Origin of the sequence: Stappia sp. (assembly GCF_040110915.1) — a bacterium.
GTDB lineage: Bacteria > Pseudomonadota > Alphaproteobacteria > Rhizobiales > Stappiaceae > Stappia.
The window spans coordinates 3,135,188-3,150,677 of sequence record NZ_CP157793.1 but is presented as its reverse complement, the minus strand read 5'-3'; the positions used below and the strand labels follow the sequence as shown (position 1 = coordinate 3,150,677).

The window sequence follows — 15,490 nt, the reverse complement described above, 5'->3', positions numbered from 1 at the left end:
GCGTTTGAGCGGTCTTCAGTGACATTCTTCGAAAATGTGTCGACACTTTTGCGGCCGATGGCGCAATGTGGCATCCGGTCGGGCGCGGACCTTGCCTAAAGCGCCGCGCCGGTCGCGTGTCCTTCGGCCGTGGCGGTCATCAGGTCCGCGGGCGCGCGGGCATCGCCCACCCGGTGCACCTCCAGGCCGGCGGCGATCAGGGGCGCTGCCAGCGCGTCGTCGGGGGCTCGCGGGCTCGCATAGGCGAGAAAGGCCAGATCCTCGACCGCGCCGCGCTTGCCGGAGTAGACATTCGCATACTCGAGCCGCCCCGCCTCGAGCGCCTCGCTCCACACAGGATCGGCGAGCGTGACGATCTCGACCGATTCCTGCGCGAGGCGGCGCAGGATGCCCTGGCGGGCGACGATCCACAGCTCCGAGGCAATGGAATCGCGCGGCGTGATCAGCACGACCCGCTCGAAGATCCCGGCCAGATGTTCGGCCGCCGCATAAACGCCGTCGGACTGGTCCATGTCGTGGATCACGGCGGTGCCCGGCTGGCGTTCGGACAGACGCAGCACCTCGTCCATCGCGGCGTGCAGGTCGGGCACCAGACCCTCGGCGCGGACCGCCGGCGGGATCCAGTCCGGGGGAATGGGCGTGGCGCCGGTGGCCAGCACCACCGCGTCGGGGGCATGCGCCAGCACGTCGTCGAGGCCGGCGGTCGCGCCAAGCTCGATCCTTGCGCCCGCGCGCAGGGCCGCCGCATGCTGATAGTCGTAGACGCTGGTGATCGTCTCGCCGCCGGGCAGGCGGGCGCGCAGGCGGGCCTTGCCGCCGACCTCCGTCCCGCTGCCGAGCACGGTGACGTCGTGCCCGCGCGCGGCCGCCAGCCAGGCGGCTTCCATGCCTGCGATCCCGGCGCCGACCACGACCACGCGTTTGCGCCGCGCGGCGGGGGCGGGTTTGAAATCGGTCTCGTCGGGCGCGGCGACGCGCGGATTGTTCACGCAGCGCAGCGGCCCCTGAAAGAGCGTGCCGTAGCCCCAGCAGGTGTTGCAGGACAGGCAGTAGCGGATCTCGTCGCTGCGCCCGTCCGCCGCCTTGTCGAGCCATGCGGGATCGGCGAGCAGCGCCCGGCCGACGCCCACCAGATCCGCCTCGCCGGCGGCGAGCACGCCCTCGGCCTCCGCCGGATCGGTGATGCGGCCGAGGATCATGGTCGGCACGTCGCCACAGGCCTTATGCAGCCTGCGGTGGAGGTCGCGATAGGGCAGCGGCGGGCCGTAGCGGTCGGGAATGTGCATCTCGAGGGAGCGGGCATGCGACCCTTGCGTGAAGGACACGTAATCGGCGTTCCCGGTCGCGCAGAGCCGGGTCGCGATCGCCGCCGCCGCGTCAGGGCCGACGCTGCCCGCCACGCCGTCGTCGCCCGGCAGCTTCAATCCGAGGATGAAACTGGGCCCGCAGGCCGCGCGCAGCGCCGCCAGCAGATCGCGCAGAAGACGCGTGCGCCCCTCCAGGCTGCCCCCGAAACCGTCCGTGCGCCGGTTGGCATGGGGCGACAGGAACTGATGGAACAGATGCCCGTGGCCGGCGGAGATTTCCACGCCGGCCATGCCGAAGGATTGCAGCCGCGCCGCGCTTTCGGCGAACTCCGCGATCATCGCGCCGATTTCCGCTTCCGTCAGGGCGTGCGGGACCGTCCAGCTCAGATCGTCGGGCAGGACCGAGGGGCCGATGGCCGCGCGCGTGCGTCCGCGCACATGGCGTCCGCGCCCAGGGTGCTGAAGCTGGGCCAGCAGCAGGCCGTCATGCGCGGCAACCGCCTCGACCCACCGGCGGAAGGCGTCGGCATTGGCCGGATCGCGGACCTGAACCTTGGGCTGATCCGCCTGCGAGGACAGCATGGCGAGCGGCTCGGAGACGATCATCGCGGCCCCGCCTTGGGCGCGGTTCGCCGTGTAGCGGATCAGCGCGTCGGTGATCCGCCCGCCTTTCTGCATCCGCGTCGTCATGGACGCGTGGACGAGCCGGTTGCGCAGGGTTCGCCCGGCCAGGCGAAACGGGCTTTGCAGCCCCGGATAGGCGGACCCGGCCCCGGGCGATGCTGTTGCGCTCATGGTTCCTCTCCCGACAACAGCGCGACGCTGGCGGCCAGGGCCGTGCGGTCCGCGTCGCGCGCGATCAGCACCAGCGTGTCGGCGATCTCCGCCTCCACCGGCCACGTCACGGGGCGGGGCGTGTCGAACAGAAGCCGCACGCCCTGCACCGCGTGGATGCGCCCGTCCTCGAAGGTGACGAGCCCTTTCACCCGCAGCAGGCTGTCGCCGAAGGCCGTGCGCAGATGCGCGACGAAGGCGGCATAGCCCGGCCAGGTCACGGGGCAGGACAGCCGCACGGCGCAGGTCACATAGCCGTGGGTGTGGGGATGCGCGGAGGCGTGGTCATGCGCATGCCCGTAATGCTCGTGATCGCAGGCCGGCGCTGGCATCGCGGCTGGCAATCCGGGACCGGCCGCGCCGGCCGTCAGGACGATGGCCGGGTCGATTGCGCCGGAGACGGCGGTCAGCCGCCCGGCCCGCGGATTGAGGGCGGCGACGGCCGCCTGCGTCGCCCTCAGCGCGTCGTTCGACGCGATGTCGCTCTTGGTCACGATCACCCGGTCGGCCAGCGCCACCTGCATCCGCGCCTCGTCGAAGTCGGCAAGCTGGGCGGCGCCGTGCACCGCGTCGAGCGTGGTGAGGATCGCCGCCAGCCGCACGAAGCGGGCCACGAAGGTGCCGCCGGCGAGCGCGGTGGCGATGGGGGCGGGGTCGGCGAGGCCGGTCGTCTCGACGACGATGCGGGAAAAGCGCGGGATCTCGCCGCGTTCGGCCTTGTAATAGAGCTCTTCGAGCGTGTCCTCCAGCGAGGTGGTCAGCGTGCAGCAGATACAGCCCGAGTCCAGGAGCACCGTGTTGCCCTCGTCGCCTTCGCTCACCAGCGCGTGGTCGAGCCCGACCTCGCCGAACTCGTTGACGATGACGGCGGTATCGGCAAATCCCGGGTGCCGGATCAGCCGCGACAGCAGCGTCGACTTGCCGCTGCCCAGAAAGCCGGTCAGCAAGAAGAGCGGGATCGGCGCGCTCATGCGCCGCGCGCCAGATAGCGGCCGGAGGGTTTTTCGCGCACGTCCGGCGGGATCGCGCCATCGCGTGCGATCACGCGGCCGCGCAAGAGCGTCATCACCGGCCAGCCCTTCAGGGTCATGCCCTCGAAGGGCGAATAGTCGGCGAAGCTTTCCAGCGCCGCCGGGTCGACGGTGCGCTCCAGATCTGGGTCGACCAGCACGAGATCCGCGTCGCGGCCGATGGCGATCTGGCCCTTCGACGCAAGACCGTAGAGCCTTGCCGCATTGGCCGATGTCAGCGCCGCGATGCGTTCAAGCGGCACGCCACGCGCGTGGTACCCCTCGTGCAGCAGCACCGGCAGCAGGGTGGCAACGCCGGGCAGGCCCATGGTCGCCGACCAGATCTCGCGCTTGGTCTCGCGCTTGCGCGGCACGTGGTCGGTGCCGATGGTCGTCACCGTGCCGTCGAGAACGCCCTCCCACAGCGCGTCGATATCGCCCTGGGAGCGGACCGGCGGGTTGACCTTGGCAAGCGGCCCGGCCGCCGCGTCGCGGGTCAGCGCCAGGTAATGCGGGCAGGTTTCGACCGTCAGGGGCACGCGGGAGCGGCGGCGATGCCGGCGGGCTTCCTCCAGCGCCTCGCGGCTCGACAGGTGGACGATATTGACCGGGCAGCCGGTTTTCTGCGCGAAATAGCCCACGCGGTGGACGTTCTCCGCCTCCAGGAAATCCGGGCTCTGCTCGTCCCAGGCCGCGAGATCGGCGCGGCCGGCGCGCCTCAGCGGATCGCGCAGGGCCGGGATCACCTCGACGTTCTCGCAATGCACGCCGAGCACGCCGCCCGGCACTCCCCGGGTTTCCAGCATCGCCTGATAGAGCAGCCCGTCGTCGATCTCGGTGAAGCCCTTCGAAAGACCGGCCTGGCCCTTGTACTGGAGGTAGAGCTTGGCGGAGTTGATGCCGAAGCGCCCGGCGACCTCGGCAAGCGTTTCCACATGCAGGCGATGGGTGAGGCCGATGTGGAAGCCGATGTCGATGCAGCTTTGCCGGACCGCGAGATCGCGTTCGCCCGGCAGGGTCTCGCGCGGGTCGGCCGTGCGGTGAAAGGAGAGCACGCTGGTCACGCCGCCAAGGGCGGCGGAGCGCGCCTCCGTCTCGTAATCCGTCTCTGGCGATCCGTAGCCGAAATGCACGTGCGGATCGACCAGCCCCGGCATCAGCAGCAGGCCGTCGCAGTCGATGGTCCGCTCGGCCGGCAGCGTCGCGTCGGGGGCGAGAATGGCCGCGATGCGCCCGTCCCTGATCCCGACCGCCCCCGGCATCACGCCGACATCGGGGAGAACCAGGCGGGCATCGCGCAGAAGCAGGTCGAGGATCATGCGGGCGTCTCTTTGCTGTCTGGGGGCAGGGTGACTGGGGGCAGGGTGTCTGGGGGCGTCTCTGCGGGTTTCGGGCTGTTCAGGGTGCTCCAGGTCGGCTCTTGTGGCGGCGCGCGCCGTCCGGTGCCGCAATGTCCGAAATTGTGTTGACACTTTTGCCCCTTCGTCAAGGGGCTCTGCGCCCCTGTGGCTTGCAGCCGGCTACGGTGCGATCAGGGGTTTGACGAAAAGGGATGGCGGGAAATCACCGTTTGACGCGTTGTGAGCGGACGGATGTTTCTGAAAAATAGCCTGTATTTCTTCGATCAGCCTGCGGGCGGATCGTCGGGTCAGGCGGGGTGGGCCGTCCGGAAGGCCGGGGGCGATTGTCTGTGCCTGGATCCCGGTCGCCGCAGACGCAGCGCGACTCCCGTCAAATTCACCCAAAAGTGTTGACAGTTATGCGAGGCGGTCGCAGTCTTCGTGCCGGTCCCGGGAGGGGGCCGGCGCCGCATGCGGCGTGGTTCGTACCATCATCAAGGGAGGACACCGCGATGCCCATCGTGACCGTTGCAATTCCGGAAGGGGTCTATTCGCGCGAGCAGAAGGACACGCTGATCGGAGAGCTGACCGAGGCGATCGTGCGGGTGGGGGGCGAGCGCCAGCGCGCCATCACCCGCGTGATGATCCAGGACTATCCGGAAGGAAACTGGGGCTCGGCCGGCAAGACCTTCGTGCGCAAGCCGCCGGTGGACGACGGCTGAGTTTCCCTTCCCTCAGGCCCGGCCGCACGAAGCTGCGGCCGACCTGCTTCCCCGCGCCTCGGGTCGGGGCGGGCTCCCCTCATGTGGAGACATGCGCGCGCGCGACGGCGCGCCGATGCTCCGTCCGGCGCATGCGCAAGCGGGCGAAGCGCGTCGGCGCGTTGCAGCCGAAAGAGGCCGCAGCGCAGGCTTTGAGGTCGCGGGCCGCCGCTCATCTTTTGAGGTCGCGGGCCGCCGCTCAGGCGAAGATCCGGCGAACCTCCGCGCACACCCGGTCGATCCTGTCCTCGCTCATGTGATAGCCCGAGGGCAGGTTGACGCCGCGCGCCGCCATCGCGTCGCCGACGGTCTCGGCCGGCAGGTGGCGCAGGCTGTCGCGTCGCTTCGCGTAGGGCGGCAGGGTGGACAGCCGCGAGAAGAAGGGGCGCGAATCGATGCCCTTCTCCTTCAGCGCCGCCATGATCGCGAATTTGTCCAGGCCGAAGGCGGCGTCCGGCACGATGGTGACCATCCAGTAGGAATTCGTCACGCCCGCCGGCTCGGCGTTGAGCCGCAGTCCGGCGACGTCGGAAAGCCGGTCCGCGTACTGGCGGAAGATCCGCCGCTTCTCGGCGATCAGCGTGTCGAAGCGCTCCATCTGAGCAAGCCCCACGGCGGCCTGCAGGGCGCTCATCTTGTATTTGAAGCCGACCTCGTCGTTGAGAAAGAAGCGGTCCCCCGGCGGCCGGCCGTGGTCGCGCAGCTTCAGGACGCGCGCCAGAATGTCCGCGTCGCTGGTGACGAGCATGCCGCCTTCGCCGGTGACGACCGTCTTGGATCCGTGAAACGAGAAGACGCCGACATCGCCATGGCTGCCGGCGGGGCGGCCGTTCAGTCGGGAGCCGAGCGCCTCGGCCGAATCCTCCAGCAGGAACAGGCCGTGCCGGTCGGCCAGCGCGCGCAAGGCGGGCCAGTCGACCACGGAGCCGTAGAGATCGACCCCGATGATCGCCTTCGTCTTCTCCGTGATCGCCGCCTCGACCTGCGCCGGATCGAGGCACCAGGTGTCCTCCAGAATATCCACGAAGACCGGCGTGGCGCCGACATAATCGACGGGCGCGACCGAGGCGATCCAGGTGACGTCGGGCACGATCACCTCGTCGCCGGGCCCGATGCCACGGGCGGCGAGCGCCAGATGGATGGCGGCCGTGCAATGCGGCAGCGAGACCGCATGCTTCACGCCGACCGTTTCGGCGAAGAGCGTTTCGAAGCGCGTGTTGTACATCGCGTGGTTCTCGAACCACGCATTGCGCGCCGCGTCGGCGGCATAGGCGACCTCGAGATCCGTGATGGACGGACCGGCAACGGGAATGACGTCGGACGACACCGGAACACCTCCTGGCTGGATGTCTCCGTGTGCCATGCACGGTGCGGATGCGCAATCGCCAACGACCTGTCGACGGACGGTCGTCCGCCGCTTGGCGACGGCGGGGTTGGGCGTTATGGTCGCGCGGGATTCGAGAAGGGATGCATCACGTGGCAGACGATCGCGCGGAATTCGAGGACATGAAGCGGCGCCAGAGCCTGGCGCTCGGGCAGGACGCGGAGGTGTTCGGGCGCAGCCTCGACATGATGGTCGACCTCGACCGCTACGACTATTCCTATCTGTGGAGCTGGCTGGGCGTGCCGATCATCCAGTTCCCGGCGGATGTGATGGCCACGCAGGAAGTCGTCTGGAAGACCCGGCCCGACGTGATCATCGAGACGGGCGTGGCGCGGGGCGGATCGGTCATCTTCATGGCCTCGCTGCTGGAGATCATCGGCAAGGGCAAGGTGATCGGCGTCGACATCGACATCCGCGCCCACAATCGCGACACCATCGAGACCCACCCGATGTCGCGCCGGATCGACCTGATCGAGGGCTCCTCGGTCTCCGACGAGACGCTGGCGGAGGTGCGGGCACGCATTCCCGAGGGCGCGTCGGTCATGGTGGTGCTGGATTCCGACCATTCGCGCGACCATGTGCTTGCGGAGTTGCGCGCCTATGCGCCGCTGGTGACCAAGGGCTGCTACATGGTGGTCGCCGATACCGCCGTCGGCCATCTGGACGCCGACAAGGCGCCGAAGAAGCGCTCCAAGATCTGGTACAAGGGCGACGAGCCGCTTGCCGCGCTCAATCTCTTCCTGCAGGAAACCGACGCCTTCGAGGTCGACGCCGAGATCAACGGCAAGCTCGTGCTGTCGTCGTCGCCGGGCGGATACATCGTCAGGACCTGACATGCCGCAAGGTGCCGGCCCCGCGGTTCGGTTGCGCAAACCGGTGCCGGACGACTTTCCTGTCATGCGCACGATCCGCGAAGATGTGGAGACGCAGCATTTGCTGCTCGCCTATCCGCATGCCGAACGCGCTCCGGCCGAAGCCTGGTTTGAGCGCAAGATGGCGGACACGCAGACCGTCTTTCTCGTGGCGACCGACGATGCCGGCCACGGGGTCGGCTACGTCCAGTTCTCCGGTCTTCACCGCGCCGGGCGTCACGCGAGTTTCGGCATCGCCATCGCCGCGCGGCGGCGCGGTCAGGGGTATGGGCGCGCCGCGGTGATCGCGGCCCTCGACCATGCGCGCAAGGCACTCGATCTGCGCAAGCTCCTCCTCGAAGTGCGGTCGGACAATCTGGCGGCGCGGAAGATCTATGCCGATCTCGGGTTCCGCACGGTCGGTCGGATGGTCGACCACTACTTCGACGGCGAACGATTTCACGACGTTGATCTCATGGAAAAGGCGATAGGCGGAGACGCGGGATGAAGGTCGTCATTTCCCAGCCGATGTATTTCCCCTGGGCCGGGTTCCTGGCGCAAATGGCGCTGGCCGATGTCTTCATCTGGCTCGACGACGCGCAGTTTTCCAAGGGCAGCTTCACCAACCGGGTCCAGGTCAAGACCGCGCAGGGCGTCAAGTGGATGTCCATTCCGCTTCAGGGGAAGGGCAGCTTTCGCCAAATCCGCGAGTTGGAAGCGGGTCGCGCGGACTGGCATCGGGCGCATCGGGCGCTCATCGCGCAGGCGCTGCGCGGCCGGCCGCATGTCGCGGACGCTCTGGACATCTTCGATGCACTCGACCATTCGGCCCCCTTGTGCGACGTGCTGGTGCAGTCGGCGGAAGCGCCGGCGGCCGCGATCGGGGTGCTGCCGAAGACGCGGATGACCTCCACCGAGCTCGGTGTCGAGGGCCAGTCCTGGGAGCGCGTTTTGAGCCTGGTCAAGGCGGTGGGCGGCACGGAGTATATTTCTGGACGCGGCGGCCTTGGCTACATCGACCACGAGGCATTCGAGGCGGAGGGGGTGAGCGTCCGCTACATGGATTACGCCCCGCATCCCTGGCCGCAGGATCCGCCGCCCTTCACACCCTATGTGACGGGGCTCGATCTCATCGCGAGCGTTTCGCGGGACAAGGCGCGCGACCATCTCAATCCGGCGACCCTGGACTGGCGGGAGGCCAAGGCGCAGATGGCGAAGGCTCAAGCGGAGGATACGACGTGACACTGGAACACGAACTGGATCGCACCGCCTTCGAGCGGGACGGCTTCACGATCATTCCCGGGTTCTACGACTACGAACGGCAGGTCGAACCGATCCGGCAGGGTGTGCGCTGGATCGTCGAGACCCTTTGCAGGAAACACGGGGTCGATGCGCCGGTCGAGACGGTGGAAGAGGCGATGGGGCCGGGCTACCTCGCGCTGGCCGCGGCGAACCGGAGCTGGGGCGGCGAGGTCTATGATGCCGTCAAGCAGATCCCGGGTTTCATGAGCCTCGTCAGCGACCCGCGCAACGCCGAGGTGTTTCGCGCCCTGCGTCCCGACGCGGTGCCGGGTCTGGCTGCCGGTGGATACGGCATCCGCATCGATTCTCCGGGCGAGGAGAAATTCCGCGCCGCCTGGCATCAGGAGTTCCCCGCGCAGCTGCGCAGCCCGGACGGGATGGTGTTCTGGTCGCCCCTGATCCCGATCACGGCGGATCTCGGTCCGGTGGAGCTTGCGGTGGGCTCGCACAAGGAGGGCATCGTTCCCGTTCGGCGCGACGACGGCGGCGTGGGCAAGTCCGGCGCCTATGCCCTGCGTCTCGACCGCGAGGAGGAGCGTCTGGCGCGCTACGAACACGCCGCGCCGCTGACCAATCCCGGCGACCTGATCGTCATGGATTTCCTGACCTTGCACCAGTCCGGTTTCAACCGTGGCTCCATGCCGCGCTGGTCCATGCAGTTCCGCTATTTCAACTTCAACGATCCCACCGGCGTGAGGTTGAGCTGGAAGGGCTCGTTCGCCGCCGGACAGAGCTTCGAAACCCTCCTGCCCGAACTGGTCGCCGATTGATGAGCAGCATCTGCCGGATTTGCGAGAGCCGCATCGAGGCGCCCGACTTTCGGGCACCGGCACCGGCCATGACCTCCCTGTCCACGCTGATCGCGGCCGAAACCGAGGTCGGCGTGTGTCCGGGCTGCGGTCACGTGCAGTCGCCGGATCTTCCCGACGTGCAGGCCTTCTACGATCGCGAGTATCGCATCTCGCTGCAGTCGGACGATCACGATCAGCTCTATGAGCAACGCGACGGGTCAACCGTGTTTCGCACGGACCGGCAAGCCGAACTCGTGCTGGAACTCGACCTGCCTGAGGGCGCACGCATTCTCGACTTCGGCGCGGCCAAGGCGGCGACGCTGAAGAAGGTCGTCGACGCCCGGCCCGATCTGGAGCCGCATGTCTTCGACGTGTCCCGCGACTACTGCCCGCATTGGGACGGCTGGATCGCGGCCGACAACCAGGCGACCTACGACCTGCCGGAGCGCTGGGCCGGACGGTTCGACGTGATCACCGCGCATTTCGTGCTGGAGCATATCGCCGATCCGGTGGCGGTGTTCGAGACCCTGCGCCGGTGCCTCGCGCCGAAGGGGCGGCTGTTTTTCACCGTGCCCGATCCGCTCGCCAATCCGGGCGACCTTCTGGTGGTCGATCATCTCAACCACTTCACGGAGCCGAGCCTTCGCGCGGCCCTGTCGCGGGCCGGCTTCGGGACGATGGACTTTCGCGCCGAAGGCTTTCGCGGCGCGCATGTGGTGGTGGCGCGGCCGGGACCGGGAGACGAAACCGACGGTTCGCCGGCGGTCGCCGAATGCGTAACCTCTGTGCGCGCGGCCCTCGCTGGCTGGGGGGGCATGCTGGAAGGCATCGCCCGCGCCGAGGTCGCCGGGCGAAGGGTGGCGATCTATGGGGCCGGCTTCTACGGGACGCTGATCGCCAGCCGGCTTGGCGAGAAGCCCGTGTGCTTCCTGGACCGCAACCCGCATCTGCAGGGACAGACGCATCTCGGCTGCCCGGTGCTGACGCCGGAGGCGTGCCCGGACGACATCGAGGCGATCTTCGCCGGGCTCAACCCGCTGCACGCCCGTCGCATCCTCCCGCACAGCGAGAGCTGGATTCCGGCCGGCGCGCGTCTGATCTATCTGGAGGGCTGAGGGGGCTGGAGGGCCGAGGGGGCTGGAGGACCGAGGGGGCGCCCGCTGCCTTGTCGGCTTACGCTTCGCGCGTGAAGGCCGGCCAGGCGAGATCCGCCTCCGAGATCACCGCCGGCTCGGCGGGCCAGTCGATGGCGAAGGCCGGGTCGTCGTAGCGAAAGCCGCGGGCCTGGCCGGGCACATGCAGCCGGTCCATCTGGTAGAGCACCGACGTGTCGTCGGCGAGGGTCAGGAAGCCGTGCGCGCAGCCTTGCGGGATGACCAGAGCGCGGCGGTTTTCGGCGGAGAGGTCGAATCCCTCCCATTTTCCGTAGCTCGGGCTGTCGGGGCGCAGGTCGGCGACCACGTCGAAGATGGCGCCCGCGACCACCCGCACGATCTTCGCTTCCGCGTGCGGCGGATCCTGCCAATGCATGCCGCGCAGCGTGTGGCGCCTGTGGTTGGTCGACAGATTGATCTGCGAGGAGGGGAAGACGATGCCCGCCGCCTCGAATTCCTGCGGACAGAAGAGCCGCATGAAGGCGCCGCGCGCGTCCTCGTGAGCGCCGGTCTCGACGCGGACCAGCCCCGCGATGCCGGTCTCCGTGAAGTCTAGCACGGCAGGATCCGGGTCTGCGGAATGGCGGTCACGAAGCGGGTGCCGCCGGCCTCGAGCTCCGAGAGCTGCGCGCGGATTTCCTCGGCGAGGTTCCAGGGCACGATCACCACGTAATCCGGTTTCAGCGCCTTGAGGCGCTCCGGCGCGACGATGGGAATATGGCTGCCCGGCAGCAGCTTGCCCTGCTTGGCGTGGCTCCGGTCGGCGATCAGGGCGATGTCCTCGGCGGTGACGCCGCAGACATTGAAGAAGGTGTTGCCCTTGGCCGCCGCGCCATAGGCGGCGACGGTCTTGCCCTCGGCGCGCGCCTCGGCGAGGAAGGCGCGAAAACTCTCGCAGCAGGCGGTCACCCTGTCCTGAAATCCGTCATAGGCGGCGCGCGTGTCGAGGCCCGCCTCACGCTCCTCGGCGAGCGTCGCGGCAACGGCCGGCGTGGTCGGGTGGCCGGCACGCGCCTGGCAGGCGAACACGCGCAGCGAGCCGCCATGGGTCGGAAGCCGCTCGACGTCGAAGATGCGCAGGCCGGCGCTTTCGAACACGCGCTCCACCGCCAGCAGGCTGAGATAGGAATAATGCTCGTGATAGATCGTGTCGAATTCGACGAGGCGGATCAGATTGAGCAGATGCGGGAACTCGAAGGTGGCCACCCCCTCGTCGGCCAGCACCTGGGGAAAGCCGCGGGCGAAATCGGCGATGTCGGGCACATGGGCGAGCACGTTGTTGGCCGCCATGAGGTCTGCCTGGATGCCCTCGGCCCGCAGGGTCCGGCCGAAGGCCTCGCCGAAATACTCGATGCGGGTGTCGATCCCCCTGGCGCGGGCCGCCTCGGCCGTGCTTGCCGTCGGCTCGATGCCGAGCACCGGAATCCCGGCGGCCTGAAAATGCTGCAGCAGGTAGCCGTCGTTGCTCGCCACCTCCACGACCCGGCTTTGCGGGCCGAGCGCGAAGCGCGCGGTCATTGCCTCGGCGTAGCGGCGCGCATGCGCCACCCAGGAGTCCGAATAGGACGAAAAATAGGTGTAATCCTCGTCGAAGATGTCGCTGTGGGCGACCACCTCGTCGGCCTGAACCAGATGGCAGGCATCGCAGACCCGCACGACCAGGGGATAGGACCGGTCGCGCCCGGCCGCCACATCGGCTTGCGTGACATAGCTGTTGGACAGCGGCGTCTCGCCGAGGTCGGCCAGAACGGTGGAGAGCGGGGCTTTGCAGAAGCGGCAGGTGGGCTGTGTCGTCATGGGGTCCGGTCCGCCAGCGTGAGATAGGCGTCGATCTGGGAAAGCGTGTGCTGGTGCATGTCGCGACCTTGGGCGAGCGCGCGGTACCAGTCGGCCGTCCACGCCAGCAGCGCGTCGCCGTCCAGCCGGTCGCGCCAGGCGAGCGCGCCGCGGGCAAGGGTCGTGTCGAGGGAGAGCTGTCCCATCTCCCGGGGGCCGGTGTCCGCCGGCCGGTCCCAGCCGTCGGTGAGATCGAGCGCCTGCATCATGCCGTCGGCGATCTGCGCGACGGTGCGCACATGCGCCGGCTCCGGGCCGAAGTTCAGGGCGAGCGGCACGTCGCGGCCGTTCCCGAGCGCCTCCAGATAGAGGAGATAGCCGTTCAGGCAGTCGAGAACGTGCTGCCAGGGGCGGGTCGCGCCGGGGTTGCGCAGCAAGGGCCGGGTGCCGGCGCGCATCGCCCGCCACAGGTCCGGCACGATGCGATCTTCCGCGAAGTCGCCGCCGCCGATGACATTGCCGGCGCGCGCGGTCGCCACCACGGCGCCTTGCGTCTCCGCGTAGCTCTCGCGCCAGGATTCCACCAGCAGCTCGCAGGCCGCCTTGGAGGCTGAGTAGGGATCGTGCCCGCCAAGCGGGTCGCTTTCGCGAAAGGGGCGGCCGCTCTCGTCGTTGCGATAGACCTTGTCGGTCGTCACCACGAGGGTCAGCGGGAAGGGGGCGCACCCGCGCAGGGCCTCCAGAAGGCAAAGGGTGCCCTGCACGTTGGTGCGCCAGGTCTCCTCGGGGGCTGCATAGGAGCGGCGCACCAGCGCCTGCGCGGCCAGGTGGATCACGACGTCGGGACGGGCCTCGCCGATGGCGCGGGCGAGACGGTCGCGGTCGCAGATGTCGCCGAGGGTGCCCGGTGCGTGCCGGTCAAGCCCGGAGAGCGCGAAGAGGCTCGCCTCGCCCTCGGGCGCGAGCGCATAGCCGAAGACCTCGGCGCCGAGCCGCGACAGCATCCACGACAGCCAGGCTCCCTTGAAGCCGGTGTGGCCGGTCAGGACCACGCGCTTGCCGCGCCAGAACGCGGGCGATCCGGATACCATGGATCACCAGACCTTCCAGGGGGCTTTGCCGGAGGCCCACAGGGCCTCGAGATGGTTCTTGTCGCGCAGCGTGTCCATGGCGTACCAGAAACCGTCGTGCCGGAAGGCGCGCAGGTCGCCGCGCGCGGCGAGCGTTTCGAGCGGGGTTCCCTCGAAGGGCGTGGCCGGTCCGTCGATCAGGTCGACGACGGACGGCTCCAGCACGAAGAACCCGCCGTTGATGCGGGCGTTGTCGCCGGCCGGCTTCTCCACGAACCGGCGCACCGTGTCGCCGTCGATCTCCAGCGCGCCGTAGCGGCCCGGAGGGACGACGCTGGCGATGGTCGCCGGCTTGCCGTGGGCGCGATGAAAGTCGATCTCCGCCGCGATGTCGATGTTCGACACGCCGTCGCCATAGGTCATGCAGAACGGCTCTTCCGGCTTCAGGTAGTCGCGGATGGCGCGGATGCGGCCGCCGGTCATCGCGTTTTCGCCGGTGTCCACCAGCGTGACCCGCCAGGGCTCGGCATTCGTCTGAAGATAGCTGATGCTGCCCTTCGACAGATCGACCGAGATGTCGGAGGCGTGGAGATGATAGTTGGCGAAATATTCCTTGATCATGTAGCCGCGATAGCCGAGGCACACGATGAAGTCCGTCACGCCGTTCGCGGCGAAGATCTTCATCACATGCCACAGGATCGGACGGCCGCCGATCTCGATCATGGGCTTCGGGCGCAAGTGGGATTCCTCGGAGATCCGGGTTCCCAGCCCGCCGGCGAGAATGACTGCTTGCATGACGGTCCAGAGCGTCTGTGGCGTTTGGCGGATACTTATCGGGATTGACCGGCGAGTGCCACCCATAATCGGGGAGGATCGGGACGGGGCACCCGTGTCCGCCGGCTCACGCGCGGCCCAGCAGCGCCCTGCGGAGCTTCAGCTTCAGGATCCTGAACTCCGAGGAGCGGACACGCTTGGCGGCGTAGCGGTCGATCAGCAGGTCGAGCAGAAACCGTTCCGCGCCGCTCCACGCGCGGTCGGCCACCGCCTGCCGGCACAACGGGCGGAAGCGGTCGAGATCGGTGCGCTTGTTCTCGATCTGCGTGCTCAGCGGCAGCCGGACCTTGGTCGGCGGGGTGCTGCTCGCGCGCACGCCGATGCGCTGGGTGAAGGTGGCCGCGTTGCTGCCCACGACCGCCTCGTCGAGGATCACATGCAGCAGGACGAGATGGTCGTTCGCCCAGCCGACGGGGTAACTCTCCCAGGTGTTGTGGTAGTAGTGCCGCAGACGGTCGGTGCGCCACAGGCCATAGATCCACGAGGGATGGCTGAAGAACATCCGGCGCAGGATATTGATCACGCGCGGTGCCGGCCAGTCGGCGATGTAGCCGCTCTCCTTCACCCGGTTCTTGCCCGGTCGTTCGGAGCGCACATGCGTGGCCGCCAATGCAGCGTCGGGGGCCGCGTCGAGAAGCCCGACGGCGGTCTCGAGAAAATTCGCGGAGGCCAGGTCGTCGTCGGCGCGCCACAGGAAGTACTCGGTGTCGGCGGCCGCCAGGGCATCGAGAAAATTCTGGGCCGAGCCGACGTTTTCCGGGTTGCGGTGATAGATGAACCGCGGATCGCGCTCGGCGAAGGAGCGGGCGATCTCGCCCGTCCGGTCGGTCGAGGCATTGTCGAAGATCCGCACGACGAAATCCGTGTAGGTCTCCTCGGCGATGTTTTTGAGGCATTCGCCGATCAGATCCTCGCCATTGTACACCGGCAGACCGATCGTGACGCGGGGCGGGTTCACAGACATGCGTTTCTGGCTCCGGGGACGCTTGGGCGGATGGGGGCACGGCGGTGCCCCCGTCTCGTGCGCGGAAGTCTCGTGCGCGGAAGTCTCGTGCGTGGAAGTCTCGCGCGCGGGA

The 15,490-nt window shown here is 68.5% G+C and carries 15 protein-coding genes; 6 read left to right on the top strand and 9 right to left on the bottom strand.

Annotated features, from left to right (window positions below; translation table 11 throughout):
* Positions 1-95: 95 nt before the first annotated feature.
* Genes ABL312_RS14070 through ABL312_RS14060 form a run of 3 tightly spaced genes read right to left on the bottom strand, consistent with a single transcriptional unit; the run spans position 96 to position 4,470 of the window.
* Positions 96-2,102, bottom strand: coding sequence for an NAD(P)-binding protein (locus ABL312_RS14070; protein WP_349358031.1), 2,007 nt, complete (start codon positions 2,100-2,102; stop codon positions 96-98).
* On the bottom strand, positions 2,099-3,112 hold the full coding sequence (locus ABL312_RS14065; protein ID WP_349358030.1) for a GTP-binding protein: 1,014 nt from the start codon (positions 3,110-3,112) through the stop codon (positions 2,099-2,101). Before ABL312_RS14065 ends, ABL312_RS14070 begins: the two co-directional genes overlap by 4 nt.
* Positions 3,109-4,470, bottom strand: coding sequence for an amidohydrolase family protein (locus tag ABL312_RS14060; RefSeq protein WP_349358028.1), 1,362 nt, complete (start codon positions 4,468-4,470; stop codon positions 3,109-3,111). Before ABL312_RS14060 ends, ABL312_RS14065 begins: the two co-directional genes overlap by 4 nt.
* Before the next feature lie 533 nt (positions 4,471-5,003).
* Here ABL312_RS14060 and ABL312_RS14055 point away from each other — a divergent pair.
* Complete coding sequence (locus ABL312_RS14055; RefSeq protein WP_349358027.1) at positions 5,004-5,213, top strand: tautomerase family protein; 210 nt, start codon at positions 5,004-5,006, stop codon at positions 5,211-5,213.
* 238 nt (positions 5,214-5,451) lie between these two features.
* On the opposite strand, the gene ABL312_RS14050 is transcribed toward ABL312_RS14055, so the two are convergent.
* Complete coding sequence (locus ABL312_RS14050; RefSeq protein WP_349358026.1) at positions 5,452-6,579, bottom strand: DegT/DnrJ/EryC1/StrS family aminotransferase; 1,128 nt, start codon at positions 6,577-6,579, stop codon at positions 5,452-5,454.
* A gap of 179 nt (positions 6,580-6,758) precedes the next feature.
* Here ABL312_RS14050 and ABL312_RS14045 point away from each other — a divergent pair, with 179 nt between their 5' ends.
* The 5 genes from ABL312_RS14045 (at position 6,759) to ABL312_RS14025 (ending at position 10,695) form a co-directional block, all read left to right on the top strand.
* Complete coding sequence (locus ABL312_RS14045) at positions 6,759-7,469, top strand: CmcI family methyltransferase (protein ID WP_349361417.1); 711 nt, start codon at positions 6,759-6,761, stop codon at positions 7,467-7,469.
* A 64-nt stretch (positions 7,470-7,533) separates the two neighbouring features.
* Positions 7,534-7,995: a GNAT family protein gene (locus tag ABL312_RS14040; protein WP_349358025.1), complete on the top strand. Its 462-nt coding sequence runs from the start codon at positions 7,534-7,536 to the stop codon at positions 7,993-7,995.
* A complete protein-coding gene (locus tag ABL312_RS14035) occupies positions 7,992-8,729 on the top strand; it encodes a WbqC family protein (protein WP_349358023.1) in 738 nt (245 codons plus the stop codon). Before ABL312_RS14040 ends, ABL312_RS14035 begins: the two co-directional genes overlap by 4 nt.
* Positions 8,726-9,559: a phytanoyl-CoA dioxygenase family protein gene (locus ABL312_RS14030; protein WP_349358022.1), complete on the top strand. Its 834-nt coding sequence runs from the start codon at positions 8,726-8,728 to the stop codon at positions 9,557-9,559. Before ABL312_RS14035 ends, ABL312_RS14030 begins: the two co-directional genes overlap by 4 nt.
* Entirely contained in the window at positions 9,559-10,695 is a 1,137-nt protein-coding gene (locus ABL312_RS14025) for a methyltransferase domain-containing protein (RefSeq protein WP_349358021.1), read from the top strand. Before ABL312_RS14030 ends, ABL312_RS14025 begins: the two co-directional genes overlap by 1 nt.
* Positions 10,696-10,753: 58 nt before the next feature.
* Here ABL312_RS14025 and ABL312_RS14020 read toward each other — a convergent pair whose 3' ends face one another.
* The 5 genes from ABL312_RS14020 to ABL312_RS14000 all read right to left on the bottom strand — a co-directional run bounded on the left by ABL312_RS14020 (position 10,754) and on the right by ABL312_RS14000 (position 15,378).
* Complete coding sequence (locus ABL312_RS14020; RefSeq protein ID WP_374730135.1) at positions 10,754-11,293, bottom strand: dTDP-4-dehydrorhamnose 3,5-epimerase family protein; 540 nt, start codon at positions 11,291-11,293, stop codon at positions 10,754-10,756.
* A complete protein-coding gene (locus ABL312_RS14015) occupies positions 11,287-12,531 on the bottom strand; it encodes a class I SAM-dependent methyltransferase (RefSeq protein WP_349358020.1) in 1,245 nt (414 codons plus the stop codon). Before ABL312_RS14015 ends, ABL312_RS14020 begins: the two co-directional genes overlap by 7 nt.
* The gene (gene rfbG, locus ABL312_RS14010) at positions 12,528-13,601 is read right to left on the bottom strand and encodes a CDP-glucose 4,6-dehydratase (protein ID WP_349358019.1); all 1,074 of its coding nucleotides are present in this window, start codon (positions 13,599-13,601) and stop codon (positions 12,528-12,530) included. Before rfbG ends, ABL312_RS14015 begins: the two co-directional genes overlap by 4 nt.
* A gap of 3 nt (positions 13,602-13,604) precedes the next feature.
* A complete protein-coding gene (gene rfbF / locus ABL312_RS14005) occupies positions 13,605-14,375 on the bottom strand; it encodes a glucose-1-phosphate cytidylyltransferase (protein ID WP_349358018.1) in 771 nt (256 codons plus the stop codon).
* A 106-nt stretch (positions 14,376-14,481) separates the two neighbouring features.
* Complete coding sequence (locus tag ABL312_RS14000; protein ID WP_349358017.1) at positions 14,482-15,378, bottom strand: glycosyltransferase family A protein; 897 nt, start codon at positions 15,376-15,378, stop codon at positions 14,482-14,484.
* Positions 15,379-15,490: the final 112 nt, after the last annotated feature.

Excerpts from the sequence above, each read along its gene's own strand:
- ABL312_RS14045 (WP_349361417.1), top strand. The coding sequence starts at position 6,759 with ATGAAGCGGCGCCAGAGCCTGGCGCTCGGGCAGGACGCGGAGGTGTTC.
- ABL312_RS14055 (WP_349358027.1), top strand. The coding sequence starts at position 5,004 with ATGCCCATCGTGACCGTTGCAATTCCGGAAGGGGTCTATTCGCGCGAG.
- ABL312_RS14000 (WP_349358017.1), bottom strand. The coding sequence starts at position 15,378 with ATGTCTGTGAACCCGCCCCGCGTCACGATCGGTCTGCCGGTGTACAAT.
- ABL312_RS14035 (WP_349358023.1), top strand. The coding sequence starts at position 7,992 with ATGAAGGTCGTCATTTCCCAGCCGATGTATTTCCCCTGGGCCGGGTTC.
- ABL312_RS14040 (WP_349358025.1), top strand. The coding sequence starts at position 7,534 with ATGCGCACGATCCGCGAAGATGTGGAGACGCAGCATTTGCTGCTCGCC.
- ABL312_RS14065 (WP_349358030.1), bottom strand. The coding sequence starts at position 3,112 with ATGAGCGCGCCGATCCCGCTCTTCTTGCTGACCGGCTTTCTGGGCAGC.
- rfbF (WP_349358018.1), bottom strand. The coding sequence starts at position 14,375 with ATGCAAGCAGTCATTCTCGCCGGCGGGCTGGGAACCCGGATCTCCGAG.
- ABL312_RS14060 (WP_349358028.1), bottom strand. The coding sequence starts at position 4,470 with ATGATCCTCGACCTGCTTCTGCGCGATGCCCGCCTGGTTCTCCCCGAT.
- rfbG (WP_349358019.1), bottom strand. The coding sequence starts at position 13,601 with ATGGTATCCGGATCGCCCGCGTTCTGGCGCGGCAAGCGCGTGGTCCTG.
- ABL312_RS14025 (WP_349358021.1), top strand. The coding sequence starts at position 9,559 with ATGAGCAGCATCTGCCGGATTTGCGAGAGCCGCATCGAGGCGCCCGAC.
- ABL312_RS14070 (WP_349358031.1), bottom strand. The coding sequence starts at position 2,102 with ATGAGCGCAACAGCATCGCCCGGGGCCGGGTCCGCCTATCCGGGGCTG.
- ABL312_RS14015 (WP_349358020.1), bottom strand. The coding sequence starts at position 12,531 with ATGACGACACAGCCCACCTGCCGCTTCTGCAAAGCCCCGCTCTCCACC.